We start from the raw sequence: 15,960 nt of genomic DNA on the forward strand, positions 1-15,960 counted from the left end.
ATTTTTGGGGTTTAAACTTCCGCTTAAGCTACAGTTTATCAGGCTCTCGCAACTCGCTCTCTCCGAGGAGCTCAAACAAATTGCTCCATCCTTAACCCATTTATTTATAAAGGTTATATTTCCGGCAAAAATAGAGTATTTTTGCAAAGTATTAGACGAAAAGAATGGAAGAAAATTTCAAGATGGTTGCCAAAACTTTATTTGGCTTTGAAGAGTTACTAGCAAAAGAGTTAACACAATTGGGTGCGCGCGATGTAAAAATCGGTGTTCGTAACGTGTCATTTGTTGGGGATAAGGGATTTATGTACAAAAGTAATTTGGCTTTGCGTACAGCAACAAAAATTTTAAAACCGATACATAGTTTTAAAATTCAAACAGAAAAAGATCTATATGATCAGGTTTATAAAATGGACTGGACGCCTTATTTGAAGTCCTCAGGAACATTAGCTGTTGATGCTACAATAAATTCTACGGTGTTTACACACTCTTTATATATAGCACAAAAAACTAAAGATGCCATTGTAGATAAGTTTAGGGACGACACTGGAGAGCGTCCAAATGTAGACTTAAAGTTTCCGGATGTTAAAATTAACGTTCATATTGATAGGGAAGAGTGTAATATTTCCTTAGATTCTTCTGGAGATTCTTTACACAAACGTGGTTATAAATTAGCAACCAATATTGCACCTATTAACGAGGTGTTGGCAGCAGGGATTATCATGTTGTCAGGTTGGGATGGACAATCCGATTTTATAGACCCAATGTGTGGTAGTGGAACTATTTTAGCAGAAGCTGCTATGATTGCTTGTAATATACCACCAAATTTAATGCGTAAAGAGTTTGCTTTTGAGCGTTGGAACGATTGGGATGTAGATTTATTTGAAAAAATAGAAGAGTCTTTAATTAAAAAGACTAGAGATTTTCATCATAAAATAGTAGGTTATGATAAGTCTCCAAGTGCAGTTACAAAAGCTAAGGAAAACATTGCAAATGCGCACTTAGAGGATTTTATAACAATACAGCACGAAGACTTTTTTAAGACACAAAGAGGAGGGGAGTCAAAATTACATATGGTATTTAACCCACCGTACGGAGAACGTCTTGATATTGAAATGGAGAGCTTTTACAAGAATATAGGAGATACTTTAAAGCAGAATTACCCAAATACAGATGCTTGGTTTATTACTTCTAATTTAGAGGCTTTAAAACATGTTGGTTTAAGACCATCAAGAAAAATCCATTTAATGAATGCTATGTTGGAATCACGTTTAGTTAAATACGAGATTTACGCAGGAAGTAAAAAAGGAAAGTATATGAATAAGTAGTTATTACAAATAGCTAATAAAAAAAAGGAAGTTGATTAATTATCAACTTCCTTTTTTGTTTTTACACTGTTTTTGTTTTTCTTAAAAAGCGGTATTAGATAGGAAACACTGTATCCGTAACCAACCCCGATACGACCAGAATCAAACGTTTTGTTAAATCCAGGAACAAATAAATTTTCAAAATCTACAGGTTGGTCTTGCGTAATCATTCCTTTTAATTGCGCATTAATACCAATATAAAAATTAGTAAAAACTTCAGCTTTAATTCCTAATATTAATTCAACCCAAATGGCAGACAAGCCACTAGATTCTATTGACTCTGTTGATGAGAATTGAGGTTGCCAATATTGATTGGTAGAATAAACAGTGTAGCTAGTTCTAGTTTGACTAAAAGTACTAGCTCCAATTCTAAATCCTGAATAAATCATATTATCCGCTCCTGCCCAATTATCATAAAGGTTATAGTCAAAACCAACTTTAAAGTAGCTTCCTTTAGCAGTAACATCTAAAAAATCATTGGTGGTTGTTTTTTCTTCATTACCAATTTCTCCCGCAATAAATAGATCTTTAGTCAAACGGTAATCACCATTAATTTCAAAACCAGAATAGTCATCGTCTAAAGCTGTTCTAATTAATTTACTAGCGTCTGTACCTAAACGCAAACCATAGCGCAGTTGGATACTATCTTTTTTGATTGCGACCTCTTCTTTTTCTTCTTGTGCGTGTAATGTTATACTACAGCACAAAAACAGACTAATGATAAAAGAAATAGTGTGTTGTTGTTTCATCTTCAATTGTTAAATTATCATTTTCTGGTTGTGCAAATATGATCCAATTAGCATCCGTACCTCCATCTATTGTTACTACTACATTTTTAAATATAGTTTTATAACCACAAGCTCTAGAGACATAAACGTCTTCCGTAGCGTAGGTTATAGTAACTGTATCTGTATTACCTGAGGTAATATTACCATCGTCATCTAAAACTGTATTACGGGTTAAAGAAAATGTTGTAGTATCTGTGTCTGTTCGTAATGGTAACACAACTTGGTTTACGGTTGCAACATTATAACCATCTAAAACGTCTTCATTATCCTGACCAATTACATATAGGTTTGTTGCATTTTTCCTACTGTCCTGCGCATTATTGTTGTAAAAATCAATAATTAGACTTGGCGTTGTAGGTGTTGTTTCTGGACATAAATCGTCACGCTCACAAGTCAAAAGACTAAACGAGGCAACCAATACTACTAAGTAAAGTTTTAAATGTTTCATTTACGTTGTAAATTATTTCTTTTCTAAAAGTACAATATTTTCTACATGGTGTGTTTGCGGAAACATATCTACAGCTTGCACTTTAGTAATGTTATAGATGTCTTTCATTAACTCTAAATCTCTAGCTTGCGTCGCACTATTACAACTTACATATACTATTTTTTGTGGCGCAATATTTAGTATTTGTTGCACCACATCTTTATGCATTCCGTCTCTTGGTGGATCTGTAATAATAACGTCTGGTTGACCATGAGTATTTATAAACTCTTGGTTAAAAACGTTTTTCATGTCTCCTACAAAAAACTCGCAATTTGTAATATTATTGCGTTCAGCATTTTCTTTTGCTGCACTAATAGCATCTGGTACAGCTTCTACACCAACCACTTTTTTAGCTTTTTTAGATACAAATTGAGCAATAGTTCCGGTACCTGTATATAAATCGTAAACTAATTCGTCTCCTTTTAAATCGGCAAACTCACGGGTTAGTTTATATAACTCGTAGGCTTGATTAGAATTGGTTTGATAAAATGACTTCGCATTTATCTTAAATTTCAAACCTTCCATTTCTTCAAAAATATGATCTTCACCTTTAAAGCAAATTACATCTTGATCGTAAATAGTATCGTTAGCTTTTTCGTTAATAATATATTGTAATGATGTTATTTCTGGAAAAGTTTCAGCTACATAATTTAAAAGCAATTCACGTTTTGCAACATCTTCTTTAAAAAATTGAATAACAACCATTATATCGCCTGTAGAAGACGTACGTATCATCATAGTACGTAATAAACCGGTTTGGTTTCTAGTATTAAAGAATTCTAGTTCATTTTTAATAGAAAAATCTCTAACTGCATTTCTAATAGCGTTAGAAGGATCTGCTTGTAAATGACATTTTTTAATATCTAATATTTTGTCCCACATTCCAGGAATATGAAAACCAAGTGCATTTCTGTCTCCTAAATCTCTATCAGATTGTACTTCTTCTAAAGTTAACCATCTAGCATCGCTAAAAGAGAACTCCATTTTATTCCTATAAAAATATTGTTCTGCAGACGGTAGGATAGGAGTTACTTCAGGTAACTCTAAATGACCAATTCTGGTTAGGTTATTTGTAACTTCATTTTGTTTGTAATATAATTGGTGCTCATAGCCCATATCTTGCCACTTGCAACCCCCACAAACGCCAAAATGCTCACATTCTGGAGTTGTACGTTTATCACTTAATTTATGAAAAACAGTAGCCTTACCTTCAAAATAAGACTTACGTTTTTTAAATGTTTGTACATCTACTATATCTCCTGGTACTGCGTTTGGTAAAAATATAACACGTCCATCAGGTGCTTTAGCTACAGTCTTTCCTTTAGCTGCAGCATCTAAAACTTCTACATTAGTAAAAATTTGTTTTTTTGTATTTCGTCTTGCCATAAGTGCAAAAATATCAAAAAAAAACTGCTCTAATGTTTTAGAGCAGTTTTAAATTTAAAGGAAATTTAAATTATTTTTTATTAAATCTGTCTAAAATGTTAGACATCTGTTTTCCTGCAGCTTCACGACCACCAAGTCCAAAAGATAATACGACTGTAAGTGCTACTGTACCTAATGTAATTCCGAATGCTAAGTTTACAATTTCATCAGCAATTCCCATTGAGCGTAATCCGATAGCTAGAAAAATAGCGATAATTGCTATTTTAATAATAGAAGTTACAAAAACGTTGTTACCCTTTGCTATTGTAGAAGTTAATAAATTAGCTAACCACATACCAAGTGTAATAATTACAATTCCGAAAAGGATTCTTCCACCATAAGAAATTACTGTATCAACAATAGATGTTAATTGAGAGAATTCTAATTTTTCTAGAGCTGTAACTAGTCCAAAAAGAATAATAAAAACATAAACTATTTTAGAAATAGCAGTTGCTACATTGGTGTTACCAAATAAGCTTTTCATATTCATTTTTTCTAAAGTACTGTCTAAGTTCATGCTTTTTAAAAGGTCTTTTAATAAAGAAGAAATAAATTTTGCAGCGACAACAAATACTATTAAAATAATTGCAGCTAATAATATTTTAGGAATAGCAGCAAAGAACGTACTTAACATTTGTGTTGCTGGCTCTGAAATAGTTTCTATATTTAAAATGTTTAATGCAGAAATTAATAATGGTATAAATATTAAAATGAATACTACTTGTTTTAAAATTTTAACAAGATTAATATTTTCTGGTAATTTTAATTTTGGTGTAAATTTTTGAATAGTATCTCCAGATAATTCTACTAATTCTGAAACCACATTAGCAAGCATGTAACCTATGTAAGCTACTAATCCTGCTCCTATAATATTAGGAATAAAACCTAAAAATTTATTAAGCATTATTTTTAATGGCTCAAGAACGTTAGTCATTCCTAATTTTTCTAATGCTAGCATAAACACAATTATCATTAATAAAAAGTAGATAAGCTTACCAATTAGTTTTGACAATATTACTTTATCGCTTTTAAGTTTTGCATCTATACCACTTTTTGCTACTAATTTTGTAATTATTTTTTTTACAAATTTAGCGACAAAGATTCCTATTATTAATATAAGTAAAGCACCCAAAGCATTAGTTAAATTATCTCCAAGTGAGTTTGAAATACTTCTTTCAATGTTTTTTAAAAATTCCATTTTGTATTATTATTTTGTTGATTAGTTAATGATTCTAGCTAAAATAGAATTTATAAGACAGTTGTAATTATTAATAGAACTAGTAAATGTCACATCGGATTAAGTGCGCTTTTGTCTGTTAAAAGGAATTTAGAATTGGTATATATTACTATAATAAATTTGATTTTTATTTCTTTGAAGGTTTTATTTATTAATTTGCGTGTTCTTAGGGATGATTTCTCTCCCACGCTGAATTTTCGAGCTTTCGAAAGGATAAAGGTACAGAAGGAATGGCTACTTTATAACTTTAAATATTGAAAAAATGGCTGTTTTAAACCAATTAACATCGCAAGAAGCGATGGACTTAGAAAACAAATACGGAGCACACAACTATCATCCATTACCTGTTGTATTAAGCAAAGGTGAAGGTGTATTTGTTTGGGACGTAGAAGGAAAAAAATATTATGATTTTTTATCTGCATATTCTGCAGTTAATCAAGGACATTGTCACCCGAAAATAGTAGGAGCAATGGTTAAACAAGCGCAAACATTGACATTAACGTCTCGTGCTTTTTATAATGATATGTTAGGTAAATTTGAAAAATATGCTACCGAAACATTTAATTACGATAAGTTATTACCAATGAATACTGGTGCTGAAGCTGTAGAGACTGCTTTAAAGCTATGTAGAAAATGGGCTTATGAAGTAAAAGGTATTGATGAGAATGAAGCTGAGATTGTTGTTTGCGAAAACAATTTTCATGGTCGTACAACTACTATTATATCTTTTTCTAACGATCCAGTAGCACGTAAAAACTTTGGACCTTATACAAAAGGATTTATTAAAATTGAATATGATAATCTTCAAGCATTAGAAGATGTGCTAAATAGTAACAAAAACGTTGCAGGTTTCTTAGTGGAGCCTATCCAAGGAGAAGCGGGTGTATACGTGCCAAGTGAAGGGTATCTAGCAAAAGCTAAAGCATTATGTGCAAAACATAACGTTTTATTTATTGCAGATGAAGTACAAACAGGTATTGCAAGAACAGGACGTTTATTAGCAACTTGTGGTAATTGTACTTGTTCTGACAAACATTGTTCTGGTACTCCAGAAGTAAAAGCTGATATTTTAATATTAGGAAAAGCATTATCAGGAGGAGCTTACCCAGTAAGTGCTGTGTTAGCAAACGATAACATAATGAATGTTATTAAGCCAGGTAACCACGGTAGTACATTTGGAGGTAACCCAGTTGCAGCAGCAATTGGAACTGCAGCTTTAGAAGTAATTAAAGATGAAAAATTAGCACAAAACGCTTTTGATTTAGGAGAATTATTTAGATCTGAATTAGCTAAATTTATCGAAACTTCAAATATTGTTAACTCGGTAAGAGGTAAAGGACTGTTAAATGCTATTTTAATTAATGATACAGAAGATAGTGAGACTGCTTGGAACATTTGTATGGCATTACGTAACAATGGTTTATTAGCAAAGCCAACGCACGGTAATATTATCCGTTTTGCGCCACCTTTAGTAATGACTAAAGAACAGTTGTTAGATTGTGTTGGTATTATTACAAAAACATTAAAACAATTTGAAAAGTAATTTTTAAATTATTATATACTAAAAAAGACTGTCAATTTTGACAGTCTTTTTTTTTGTTTAAACAGTAACTAATTTTATTTTTTGTTAGCAACAATCACTTTTTTAGTAGTTGTATTGCTATTAGATAATGTGGTTTTTACTAGATACACACCATCACTTAGGTTTTTAGTAGAATAGCTTAATCTTGTAGTTGTATTGTTAACTAATTTATTAAAAACAAGCTTACCAGTTATATCAAATAACTCAATACTATTAATCTTTAAATTTTTAGGGTTTAGTACAACTAATTCTGCATTGGCATTGTTTTGTAGTACATTAAAATTATTATCTACAAACTCATCACTTGATAATGTATTTGCTTCTTCAAAAGTAATTTCAAATCTATTAGAATAAATACCAATAGGTAAAATAACATCAAAGTCTTGCTGTCTTAAGTCTACGTATAAATCGTTGTCTTTATCGTGTAAAAATATTGGCTGTCCATTGTCAAAATTTTGAATATCCGTTAATCTAAATTTTAACGTTTGTGGCGCATCTATATTTAAAATGATTGGAATTATTAATTCAATTTCAAATTTATCAGCCTTAGTAACATAAGCATCATTGCCTTGTTTCCAGTTAGCATCAGCACTTAAAAGACTATTCACTTTACTTTCTAATCCATAATCCATTCCAGGTGTTGCTGAGTCGTGAAAATTATGTAATAATTGTCTTGTGTATGCAACTCCAAAATCTACGTTTAATCTAAAGCGTTTGAAAGCTTCAGGAATAATTTGATATCCATTGTCGTTGTATATCATTTGGTATTCTGAGGCATCATTACTAGTACTTCTTTGCGAAGTTGTTTTGTAAAATTCACTATTTACTCCAGTTTTCTTATAAAATACACGGTGTTTATCTGATATTAAAAGTGTACCTGTGGCTGCACCTTTGACCATGTATCCTTGACCAACAGGGATATAACGTCTGGCTCTTTTTCCTGTGGTGGATGTCGATCCGGCTGTATTTAAAGTACCATCGCCATTATAAGCATTAAAAGCAGGAGGGACGTAAGATCCAAGTGTACCTGAAGCATCAATAGTATAAGCACCATAACCTGCTCTGTAGTCTACTAAAACATGAGAGCTTACAGATTGGTCTTGTTCCCAATAATATAACGACCCAGTATCTAATAGAGGCACATTGTTGGCATCATGTATAAAAGCTTTTGCATCTAAAGCGGAAGGAAAAGGATTTCCTATTAAAGTTTCTTGACCTAAGGTAACTTCAGCACCAATTTCACCTTCGTTCGGCTTTCCTCTAAAATCATATAATTGCCCAGAAGCAGGAGTAGATCCAGTGGTCCCTTTCATAGTAAAACCATAACCTGCGTCTACCGTTCCTGATTGACCAACAAATATCCAATCACTATAAGATGTACCAGGGTTATACTTCCATAACCAATAACTTTCAATATTTAAAGGTGCACTTGTACCATTGTATCCAGAAGTAGCATAACCAGCTAAATTACTGTTGGTTAAATCTACAACATCAAAAATGTTTTGATTAGGTATAAACGCAGAATTACCTGTTGTATTAGTTGATACATTACCTACAGGAGAGGCCCAATAGTTATAAGCATAATTATGTACAGTACCTTGTTGATAAACACTTAGTTTACCTAAACCAGAATTACCTGTTGATTTAATACCTTGTATTATTTGTGCTTCGTTTCTTAAATAAATAGTACTGTTTGCTTCTTGTAGGTTAATGTTGTCCGTTACAAATAATGGAGCAACATCGGCTACAGTGTCATCAAATCCAGTACCATCAACAAAAATGTAAGCATCGTTTCTTACTGTCAGTTGCGCAAAGCTTATATATATAGGACATATAAGTAGCGCGAATATTAGGTTTTTTTTCATGATTCTTTGGGGGATGAATATTCTATACAAAAATATTGAATTTATCAATATGATTGGTTTAATTCAGTATAATAATTTCATTTTTAGTCTTTTGACTATCCTTTATGTAAGGTATTGCGGATTAATGATTTGTTAATTGGTGTTTTTTACTAAGCTAATCGACACAAGTATTATAAAAATATATAGATTTGTTTAAATATTTAAAGATATCACAATCGTGCAAAAAAAGACTACGCTTTACTATATCTGTATCTTACTAGGTGCAGTTGTTGCCATTTATGCCAATGCTAATGAGAAACAAAACATACTTCTCTTAGTTGGGGGTGTTGCTGTATTAATGTTTGGTATTTTTAATTTGCAGTCAGGAATACCTAGTAAAAAAGAAAAGGAGACGTTTGTTGAATCAGAACTAATTGAAGACGAAGAAGAATGAATTTAAAGATTGGAGATGTAGTAGATGTTTTGGATGATGCTTTGTCTGGAACAATAATAGCTATAGTGTCAAATACTGTAACTATTGAAACAGATGAAGGTTTTGAGCTTGAATTTAAGCCTTCTGAATTAGTTAAAACTAAATCAGCTACACTAAGAAATAATGTTTTTAATTCGGCATCACTACAACAAGTATTGTCTGAAAAAACAGAGAAAAAGCGCCATTCTACAACTAAAGTTAAGGCTAAGGAACGTTATGAGCCAACTATGGAAGTGGATTTGCATTTACACAAATTAGTTGACCACGAAAGAGGTATGACTAATTATGACAAATTAACCATTCAATTAGATACCGCTAGACATAAGTTAGAATTTGCTATTAAAAAGCGTCTTCAAAAAATTGTGTTTATACACGGTGTCGGAGAAGGTGTTTTAAAAATGGAATTAGAAACCTTATTTAGTAGGTATGACAATGTTAAATACTACGAAGCCGACTATAAAAAATACGGTTTAGGAGCTACAGAGGTTTATATTATGCAAAATGCTAGTACTACTATTTAATCCTAAATAAAAGGTGGTGTAATTGTTCTAGTTTTAGACGTTAAACCATCATCTAAGGTACCAAAATTAGTTTCGTCATAAATAATTTCAGGAAAAGAAATATTTTCAAATTTAAGAGTAACTGTAAATTCCTGAGAAATACTATGACTTCTAAATGATGTCGGTTGATGATTATTCATAAATATTGGGTTTAAATAATCAGGACCAAAAGTACTGTCAGAAACGTCATTGGTTGGGTTATTATCAAAAGTTGTAACTTCTTCATTTCTGGTTGGTATACCATCGCCATCATCATCGTTATCTAAATAATTTGCAATACCATCTCCATCAGTATCCAAAGCATTATTTAGTCCATCAGTTTCTGTGTAAGCAACACTTTCACTTGCTGTTAAAACATTATCACCATCATCGTCTGCATCTAAATAATCTGGCAAACCGTCACCATCTGTATCTAAAGGATTTGTTGTGTGGTCGTTATCACCATCTAAATTATCATCTTCTAATTCGGCAGGTATTCCGTCGTTATCATCTTCAATTAAACTAACAGTAAAATATGCAGTTCCACTTGTAGTTGTATACTCTTCAACTATTTGAATACCGTTTGGAGGGACATCATTACAGAAAAAATCAGTAGGATCACTAGTGTAACTTCTAAACTTAAATAAACCAGCAACACTAGCTACGGTAACATCTGTTGTTACCAAATCTACTAGTAACGTGTTATCAGCGTTAGCTTCAGTTTCAAGCAAAGAAGCAACAGTAAAACTAGGACTATCTAATTGTAATGAAAGCGTTTCGTTAGGTTCCGTTTTTACTTTAAAGAAAACTAAATCACCACAAGCCTCAAAAGTATCATCAAAATCTAGTTCAGTGGTAATAATGTCGCCATCATCACAAGAAAATAGACTTAATAAAAAGATAAATAAAACTGAAATTTTTCGCATTGCTAATAAGTTTAAAAGACAAAAATAAGAGAATTGTCAAACTTATAACGTTGGTTAAGCTAATTAATTTTATTTAAACTATTTTTGTGCTTCTTAATAGCAATAAACGCAATGAAACCAGTATATTTTGATAGTGCTGCCACTACGCAGATAAGACCAGAAGTTATAGATAAAATGACTAAAGTTATGCAAGAGTGTTATGGTAATGCATCCTCGACGCATAGTTTTGGACGTTCTGCTAAAGCATGGATTGAACAAGCTAGAAAAACAGTAGCGAAGCTTTTAAATGTATCTGCGTCAGAAATTGTATTTACATCAGGTGGTACGGAAGCTGATAACTTAGCATTATTAAGTGCAGTTAGAGATTTAGGTGTAAAAAATATTATTACTTCAAGAATAGAGCACCATGCTGTTTTGCATACCGTACAACAATTACAACGCGAGTACGATATTACCATCAACTATGTAGATTTAGATGTAGATGGTCATGTAGATTATAAGCATTTGGAGCAATTATTACAAACATCAGAAAAAACCTTAGTTAGTTTAATGCATGTTAATAACGAGGTTGGTAATATATTAGACATCAAGCATGTTGCTGATATGTGTAAGTCTAACCAAGCATTATTCCATAGTGATACTGTACAGTCTGTAGGACATTATAAATTGGATTTACAAGAAATCCCGATAGATTTTATGGCAGTAAGTGGTCATAAATTTCATGGACCAAAAGGAGTTGGGTTTGCATTTGTTAGAAAAAATTCAGGTTTAAAACCTTTAATTTTTGGAGGAGAACAAGAACGTGGACACCGCGCAGGGACAGAAGCTGTGCATAATATTGTTGGATTGGAAGAGGCTCTAAAATTGTCTTACCAACATCTAGAAGAAGAAAAAGCATATATCACAATACTTAAAACATATTTTATAAAGCAACTAGAAACTAATTTTCCTGGTGTTGGATTTAATGGTAGTAGTGCCGATTTTGAAAAAAGCACATATACTGTTTTAAATACTTGCCTACCAATAGCGTCAGAAAAAGCATTGATATTACTTTTTCAATTAGATTTAAAAGGAATTGCATGTTCTAAAGGAAGTGCTTGCCAAAGTGGAAGCTCTAAAGGAAGTCATGTATTATCTCAAATTTTAAGTGATGATGATATGCAAAAACCGTCTTTACGTTTTTCTTTTAGTAAGTATAATACAACAGAAGAAATAGATTATGTTATTGAGGTGTTAAAAGAATATATTTAAGTCTTTTTATATCGTATTTTTGTAACTCATAAAAATTTTTTGCTAAACTACTCTACATATTTAAATGCTAATTCTAATCAATGGGTGACTTTTGTCCATGGAGCGGGAGGGAGCAGTTCCATATGGTACAAGCAAATTAGAGATTTTAAAGCAGAATTTAATGTGCTTATTTTGGACCTTCGTGGTCACGGAAATAGCAAGCCTAGATTAAAAGACACCTTTAATTCTAAATATACTTTTGATTCTATTACTAATGATATTCTTGAGGTTATCAATCATTTAAATATTGAAATGTCACATTTTGTTGGTATTTCTTTAGGAACCATTTTAATAAGAAATTTAGCCGAAAAACATCCCAAACGCGTACAAAGTATGATAATGGGAGGTGCTATAATGAAACTTAATGTTAGGTCTCAAATCTTGATTAAGTTAGGTGTTATTTTTAAAAGTGTAGTGCCTTATATGTTATTGTATCGTTTTTTTGCATTTATTATAATGCCGAAAAAAAATCATAAAAAGTCAAGATCTTTGTTTGTTAATGAAGCTAAAAAACTATATCAAAAAGAGTTTATCAGATGGTTTAAGTTAACCTCTGAGATCAACCCTTTACTTCGGTTTTTTAGAGCAAAGGATATTCAAATCCCAACACTTTACGTCATGGGAGCAGAGGATCATTTGTTTTTACCATCCATAAAGGATATAGTAAAATCGCATTCATCTTCAATATTATATGTAGTTGAAAAATGTGGACATGTGGTTAATGTGGAACAACCCTTGTTGTTTAACAAAACAAGTTTAGACTTTCTTAGAAGCAGAGCAATAGTAGCTTAGTTTTTTTGAAGCGCTTCTATTTGCTCTAATACCGCTTGTGCTTCTGCTTGTTTCTTATCACTCTCACTTCTATTAGTTGTTGATAATTTAAACGACTCTTCTAATAATTTTTTGTATTTATCTTGAAGTTTATCTAACTCACTTTTCTTTTTAAATAATCCAAACATAGCTTTTATTACAAAGATAGGTGCTAAGGCACTTTAGTTTGTCAAGGATCTGTTAATCTTTGTATTAGGTAAAAAATAAGGTATGCATATAACGCCCAGGAACAAAAGTAAAAGCACCAGCTATTAACATTGCGCCAACGTATAAGCCAATCATTTTTATTTTATGACGCCTTACATCTCCCTTTTTTATCGCGGTGTATGCAGTTGGTACAGTGTAAATAGTTAGGAAACTAAATAAGTGTATCCAACCAAAATGGTTGAATAATTGAGGGCCAATAAAAGAGGGCATAAATAAAGTAATGAATGCTGTTAATAGCATTAAAATCATATAAATCCGACCAATTATTTTATGAGTTACTGTTCCTTTTTTTAGTATAAAACTAAGTGTTCCTAAAACAAAAGCAGGAAGTATAGTGGCTAAATGAAGGTACATTAAAATAGTATAAGACATAATTTTGGGTTGTTAGATACCCAAACTTATACTTATTTTAAGGCTTCTTTAATTTTGTTTTACTCAATTGTTGTTTTTTTAGGATGGAGTGTTTTTATCTTCTAAAAACGCATTGTAGTTCTGACATTAAAAACACGTGGCGTTAAATAATTAGGTATTGCATACTGACGTTTACTGTACACATCTCTAACCCAAGTATTGGTTATAGAGTTTTGAACATCAAACACGTTAAAGATTTCAAATCCAAAAGACAATTCTTTAAACGCTTTTTTCCAACCACTGTTAAATTGTTTGTCTGCGTCTACTACAACAAATTGAAATCCTATATCAGCACGTTTATAGTCAGGAAGTCTATTTTGAAACACGTAAGGATCGGCGTAACTTGGTGATCCCCCTGGAAGACCTGTATTATAAACTAAGTTTAAATACATTTTCATACTAGGGATATTTGGTACGTAATCCTGAAACAATGCAGCAAATTTTAAGCGTTGATCTGTTGGTCTTGCTATAAAACCTTGATCATTAATATTTTCTTCTGTTTTTAAATATCCAAAACTAAACCAGCTTTCTGTACCAGGTACAAATTCGCCATTTAAACGTAAATCTAAACCGTAAGCATACGCTTCTGCATTATTAGTAGCACGATATCTAATACGTACGTTTTCTAAAGTATATGGATTAACATCTGTTAGTTTTTTATAATAGGCTTCACTAGTTAGTTTAAAGGGTCTGTCCCACATTTTAAAACTATAATCGTTACCTAATACTAAGTGTATGGATTTTTGAGCTTTTACATCTGCTTGGACAATACCTTCTTGATTACGTAATTCTCTGTAAAAAGGAGGTTGGTAATATAAACCACCACTAATTCTAAATAGCATGTCTTTATCCCAGTTTGGTTTTATAGCAAATTGTGCACGGGGACTAAAAACATTTTGAGATACACTTTGGTTTGTAGCCTCATCATTAACAGTCCAACTATGGCTTCTAACGCCGGCATTATACCATACATCATGTGCTCCAATGGTGCTACGCTTACTCCATTGTACATATGCTTGTAATCTATCTATTGTAGTGTTGTTTCGTGCTCTAACGTCCTGATAAGCTTCTAGAGGACCTTCGTAAGGCTCATAAGGTTGATTATTAAAAGCATCTGATCTTGGAGGATTTATTGAGAACCCGGCAGAATCAATTACTTCCCATTCTACCAATCTATCTCTAATATCCTCGTTGGTATATTTTATTGAAAATTTAAATTCGTTTTCATTTTTAGTATACGTTCCTTTTGCTTCCACTGTCGTGATTAAAGCATCTAAATCGTTACGACCGTGATTTAGTTGACTTCCGATACCTTCAGCAAATTCGACTTCACCTAAATTTTCATCTCCAATATTACTATTAACTTCCCCTAAAGCATACTGTGCTAAAATGTCAAAGTATTCTTCTTCTGTAGTGTGATAAGTAGACGTAACTAATGCCAGCGATAAATCGTCATTAACATCATAATTAGCACTTAAAGCACCAAAAAGGGTTTGGTATTTATCTTTTTCTTGACCTTGATATTGCACAATTAACGCTTGTGGGTTATCTAAGGTTCCAAAATTTGTTTGCCTAGTTAATGGCGTATAATCATATTTATTAAGTGCAGCATTTCCTAAAAAGCTGACTTCTAATTTATCTGTAAATTGATACGTTAAATAACTTTGCACATCTGCAAAGGTTGGTTTAAAATTAGTCTCCGTTTCTTTAGCGTTAACCAATAAGCTGTTGTCCCTATAGCGTAGTCCGACGATACCTGTAAATTTAGAATCTTTACTAGCAGTTTCTATAGCCACACTAGCGCCTAATAAGCTAGCATCTACAGCTACACTATTGTCTACAGGTTTACGATAAGTAATATCTAAAACAGAAGATAATTTGTCTCCATATTTGGCTTGAAATCCTCCAGCAGAGAAATCTACATTTTGAACCAAATCCGAATTAACAAAACTTAATCCTTCCTGCTGTCCAGAACGTATTAAAAAAGGACGATACACTTCAATGCCATTAACATATACTAGGTTTTCGTCAAAATTACCACCTCTTACAGAATACTGTGTACTTAACTCGTTATTACTACTAACACCAGGTAGCGTTTTTAATAAATTTTCAATACCAGCTTGTGCACCTGGGATTTTTGTTAATGTAGCGGGATCAATATTAACAATACCTTCCACATCTTTTCTTTTACGACCATTTATGACAACGGTAGAAATTTGCTCTACGTTTTCTTTTAAGACGGGATTAAACTCTAATTTTTCACCATTTTTTAAGTTGAAAGTAGCCGTTATATTTTTATGGGATACATGAGAAAAAATAACTTTTACATCTGTGTTAGCCGGAATTTTAATTTCGAAAAAACCATTTTGATTGGTTTGTCCGCCAAACGCTCCACTCTTAATATTTACGGCTTCTACTGGTTGGTTAAATTCGTTTAAAATCACACCTTTTATTGTTCCGGTTTGTGCAAAACAGAACAAAGGGAATAAAAAGGCTAATAGTTTTATGGTGTAGTTAGGTTTGTCCAAGGGTAGTT

Annotated in this window: 15 protein-coding genes; 6 read left to right on the forward strand and 9 right to left on the reverse strand. The window is 32.1% G+C overall.

Features of this window, described 5'->3' with window-relative positions; genetic code table 11:
* The first annotated feature begins 164 nt into the window (after positions 1-164).
* Positions 165-1,325, forward strand: coding sequence for a THUMP domain-containing class I SAM-dependent RNA methyltransferase (locus tag ACZ2G2_RS12600; RefSeq protein WP_470392483.1), 1,161 nt, complete (start codon positions 165-167; stop codon positions 1,323-1,325).
* A 35-nt stretch (positions 1,326-1,360) separates the two neighbouring features.
* On the opposite strand, the gene ACZ2G2_RS12605 is transcribed toward ACZ2G2_RS12600, so the two are convergent.
* From ACZ2G2_RS12605 to ACZ2G2_RS12620, 4 genes are all read right to left on the reverse strand, one after another.
* Positions 1,361-2,113: a DUF6048 family protein gene (locus ACZ2G2_RS12605; RefSeq protein ID WP_090838604.1), complete on the reverse strand. Its 753-nt coding sequence runs from the start codon at positions 2,111-2,113 to the stop codon at positions 1,361-1,363.
* Positions 2,079-2,600 carry a DUF6452 family protein gene (locus ACZ2G2_RS12610; protein ID WP_090838602.1) on the reverse strand — a complete coding sequence of 174 codons (522 nt, stop codon included), beginning with the start codon at positions 2,598-2,600 and terminating at the stop codon, positions 2,079-2,081. Before ACZ2G2_RS12610 ends, ACZ2G2_RS12605 begins: the two co-directional genes overlap by 35 nt.
* A gap of 12 nt (positions 2,601-2,612) precedes the next feature.
* Positions 2,613-4,025, reverse strand: a complete 1,413-nt coding sequence (gene rlmD, locus ACZ2G2_RS12615; RefSeq protein ID WP_090838600.1) for a 23S rRNA (uracil(1939)-C(5))-methyltransferase RlmD — start codon at positions 4,023-4,025, stop codon at positions 2,613-2,615.
* A gap of 70 nt (positions 4,026-4,095) precedes the next feature.
* Positions 4,096-5,262, reverse strand: coding sequence for a mechanosensitive ion channel (locus tag ACZ2G2_RS12620; protein ID WP_090838598.1), 1,167 nt, complete (start codon positions 5,260-5,262; stop codon positions 4,096-4,098).
* 301 nt (positions 5,263-5,563) lie between these two features.
* On the opposite strand from ACZ2G2_RS12620, the gene rocD reads away from it, so the two are divergent.
* Positions 5,564-6,844: an ornithine--oxo-acid transaminase gene (gene rocD, locus ACZ2G2_RS12625; protein WP_470392485.1), complete on the forward strand. Its 1,281-nt coding sequence runs from the start codon at positions 5,564-5,566 to the stop codon at positions 6,842-6,844.
* Positions 6,845-6,918: 74 nt separating this feature from the next.
* Here rocD and ACZ2G2_RS12630 read toward each other — a convergent pair whose 3' ends face one another.
* Positions 6,919-8,748: a T9SS sorting signal type C domain-containing protein gene (locus ACZ2G2_RS12630; protein ID WP_470392487.1), complete on the reverse strand. Its 1,830-nt coding sequence runs from the start codon at positions 8,746-8,748 to the stop codon at positions 6,919-6,921.
* Between the two features lie 217 nt (positions 8,749-8,965).
* Here ACZ2G2_RS12630 and ACZ2G2_RS12635 point away from each other — a divergent pair, with 217 nt between their 5' ends.
* Together ACZ2G2_RS12635 and ACZ2G2_RS12640 are read left to right on the forward strand one after the other, a co-directional pair.
* Positions 8,966-9,181, forward strand: coding sequence for a hypothetical protein (locus ACZ2G2_RS12635; RefSeq protein WP_090838592.1), 216 nt, complete (start codon positions 8,966-8,968; stop codon positions 9,179-9,181).
* Positions 9,178-9,741, forward strand: a complete 564-nt coding sequence (locus ACZ2G2_RS12640) for a Smr/MutS family protein (protein ID WP_470392488.1) — start codon at positions 9,178-9,180, stop codon at positions 9,739-9,741. The genes ACZ2G2_RS12635 and ACZ2G2_RS12640 overlap by 4 nt, the downstream gene beginning before the upstream one ends.
* Before the next feature lie 2 nt (positions 9,742-9,743).
* Here ACZ2G2_RS12640 and ACZ2G2_RS12645 read toward each other — a convergent pair whose 3' ends face one another.
* A complete protein-coding gene (locus tag ACZ2G2_RS12645) occupies positions 9,744-10,685 on the reverse strand; it encodes a hypothetical protein (RefSeq protein ID WP_090838588.1) in 942 nt (313 codons plus the stop codon).
* Positions 10,686-10,796: 111 nt separating this feature from the next.
* Here ACZ2G2_RS12645 and ACZ2G2_RS12650 point away from each other — a divergent pair, with 111 nt between their 5' ends.
* Positions 10,797-11,936 carry a cysteine desulfurase family protein gene (locus ACZ2G2_RS12650; RefSeq protein WP_470392491.1) on the forward strand — a complete coding sequence of 380 codons (1,140 nt, stop codon included), beginning with the start codon at positions 10,797-10,799 and terminating at the stop codon, positions 11,934-11,936.
* A 39-nt stretch (positions 11,937-11,975) separates the two neighbouring features.
* Complete coding sequence (locus ACZ2G2_RS12655; RefSeq protein ID WP_470392493.1) at positions 11,976-12,767, forward strand: alpha/beta fold hydrolase; 792 nt, start codon at positions 11,976-11,978, stop codon at positions 12,765-12,767.
* On the opposite strand, the gene ACZ2G2_RS12660 is transcribed toward ACZ2G2_RS12655, so the two are convergent.
* The 3 genes from ACZ2G2_RS12660 to ACZ2G2_RS12670 all read right to left on the reverse strand — a co-directional run bounded on the left by ACZ2G2_RS12660 (position 12,764) and on the right by ACZ2G2_RS12670 (position 15,952).
* Positions 12,764-12,934, reverse strand: coding sequence for a Lacal_2735 family protein (locus tag ACZ2G2_RS12660; protein ID WP_157823379.1), 171 nt, complete (start codon positions 12,932-12,934; stop codon positions 12,764-12,766). The two genes, ACZ2G2_RS12655 and ACZ2G2_RS12660, sit on opposite strands and share 4 nt — an antisense overlap.
* A gap of 64 nt (positions 12,935-12,998) precedes the next feature.
* Entirely contained in the window at positions 12,999-13,385 is a 387-nt protein-coding gene (locus ACZ2G2_RS12665) for a DUF2306 domain-containing protein (RefSeq protein ID WP_090838582.1), read from the reverse strand.
* A gap of 101 nt (positions 13,386-13,486) precedes the next feature.
* On the reverse strand, positions 13,487-15,952 hold the full coding sequence (locus tag ACZ2G2_RS12670; RefSeq protein WP_470392495.1) for a carboxypeptidase-like regulatory domain-containing protein: 2,466 nt from the start codon (positions 15,950-15,952) through the stop codon (positions 13,487-13,489).
* Positions 15,953-15,960 lie beyond the last annotated feature (8 nt).

Source organism: Olleya sp. KKT75 (genome assembly GCF_055635485.1).

Bases quoted from the DNA above. Each gene is read 5' to 3' on its own strand.
- ACZ2G2_RS12600 (WP_470392483.1), top strand. From the start codon at position 165: ATGGAAGAAAATTTCAAGATGGTTGCCAAAACTTTATTTGGCTTTGAA.
- ACZ2G2_RS12605 (WP_090838604.1), bottom strand. From the start codon at position 2,113: ATGAAACAACAACACACTATTTCTTTTATCATTAGTCTGTTTTTGTGC.
- ACZ2G2_RS12610 (WP_090838602.1), bottom strand. From the start codon at position 2,600: ATGAAACATTTAAAACTTTACTTAGTAGTATTGGTTGCCTCGTTTAGT.
- rlmD (WP_090838600.1), bottom strand. From the start codon at position 4,025: ATGGCAAGACGAAATACAAAAAAACAAATTTTTACTAATGTAGAAGTT.
- ACZ2G2_RS12620 (WP_090838598.1), bottom strand. From the start codon at position 5,262: ATGGAATTTTTAAAAAACATTGAAAGAAGTATTTCAAACTCACTTGGA.
- rocD (WP_470392485.1), top strand. From the start codon at position 5,564: ATGGCTGTTTTAAACCAATTAACATCGCAAGAAGCGATGGACTTAGAA.
- ACZ2G2_RS12630 (WP_470392487.1), bottom strand. From the start codon at position 8,748: ATGAAAAAAAACCTAATATTCGCGCTACTTATATGTCCTATATATATA.
- ACZ2G2_RS12640 (WP_470392488.1), top strand. From the start codon at position 9,178: ATGAATTTAAAGATTGGAGATGTAGTAGATGTTTTGGATGATGCTTTG.
- ACZ2G2_RS12645 (WP_090838588.1), bottom strand. From the start codon at position 10,685: ATGCGAAAAATTTCAGTTTTATTTATCTTTTTATTAAGTCTATTTTCT.
- ACZ2G2_RS12650 (WP_470392491.1), top strand. From the start codon at position 10,797: ATGAAACCAGTATATTTTGATAGTGCTGCCACTACGCAGATAAGACCA.
- ACZ2G2_RS12660 (WP_157823379.1), bottom strand. From the start codon at position 12,934: ATGTTTGGATTATTTAAAAAGAAAAGTGAGTTAGATAAACTTCAAGAT.
- ACZ2G2_RS12665 (WP_090838582.1), bottom strand. From the start codon at position 13,385: ATGTCTTATACTATTTTAATGTACCTTCATTTAGCCACTATACTTCCT.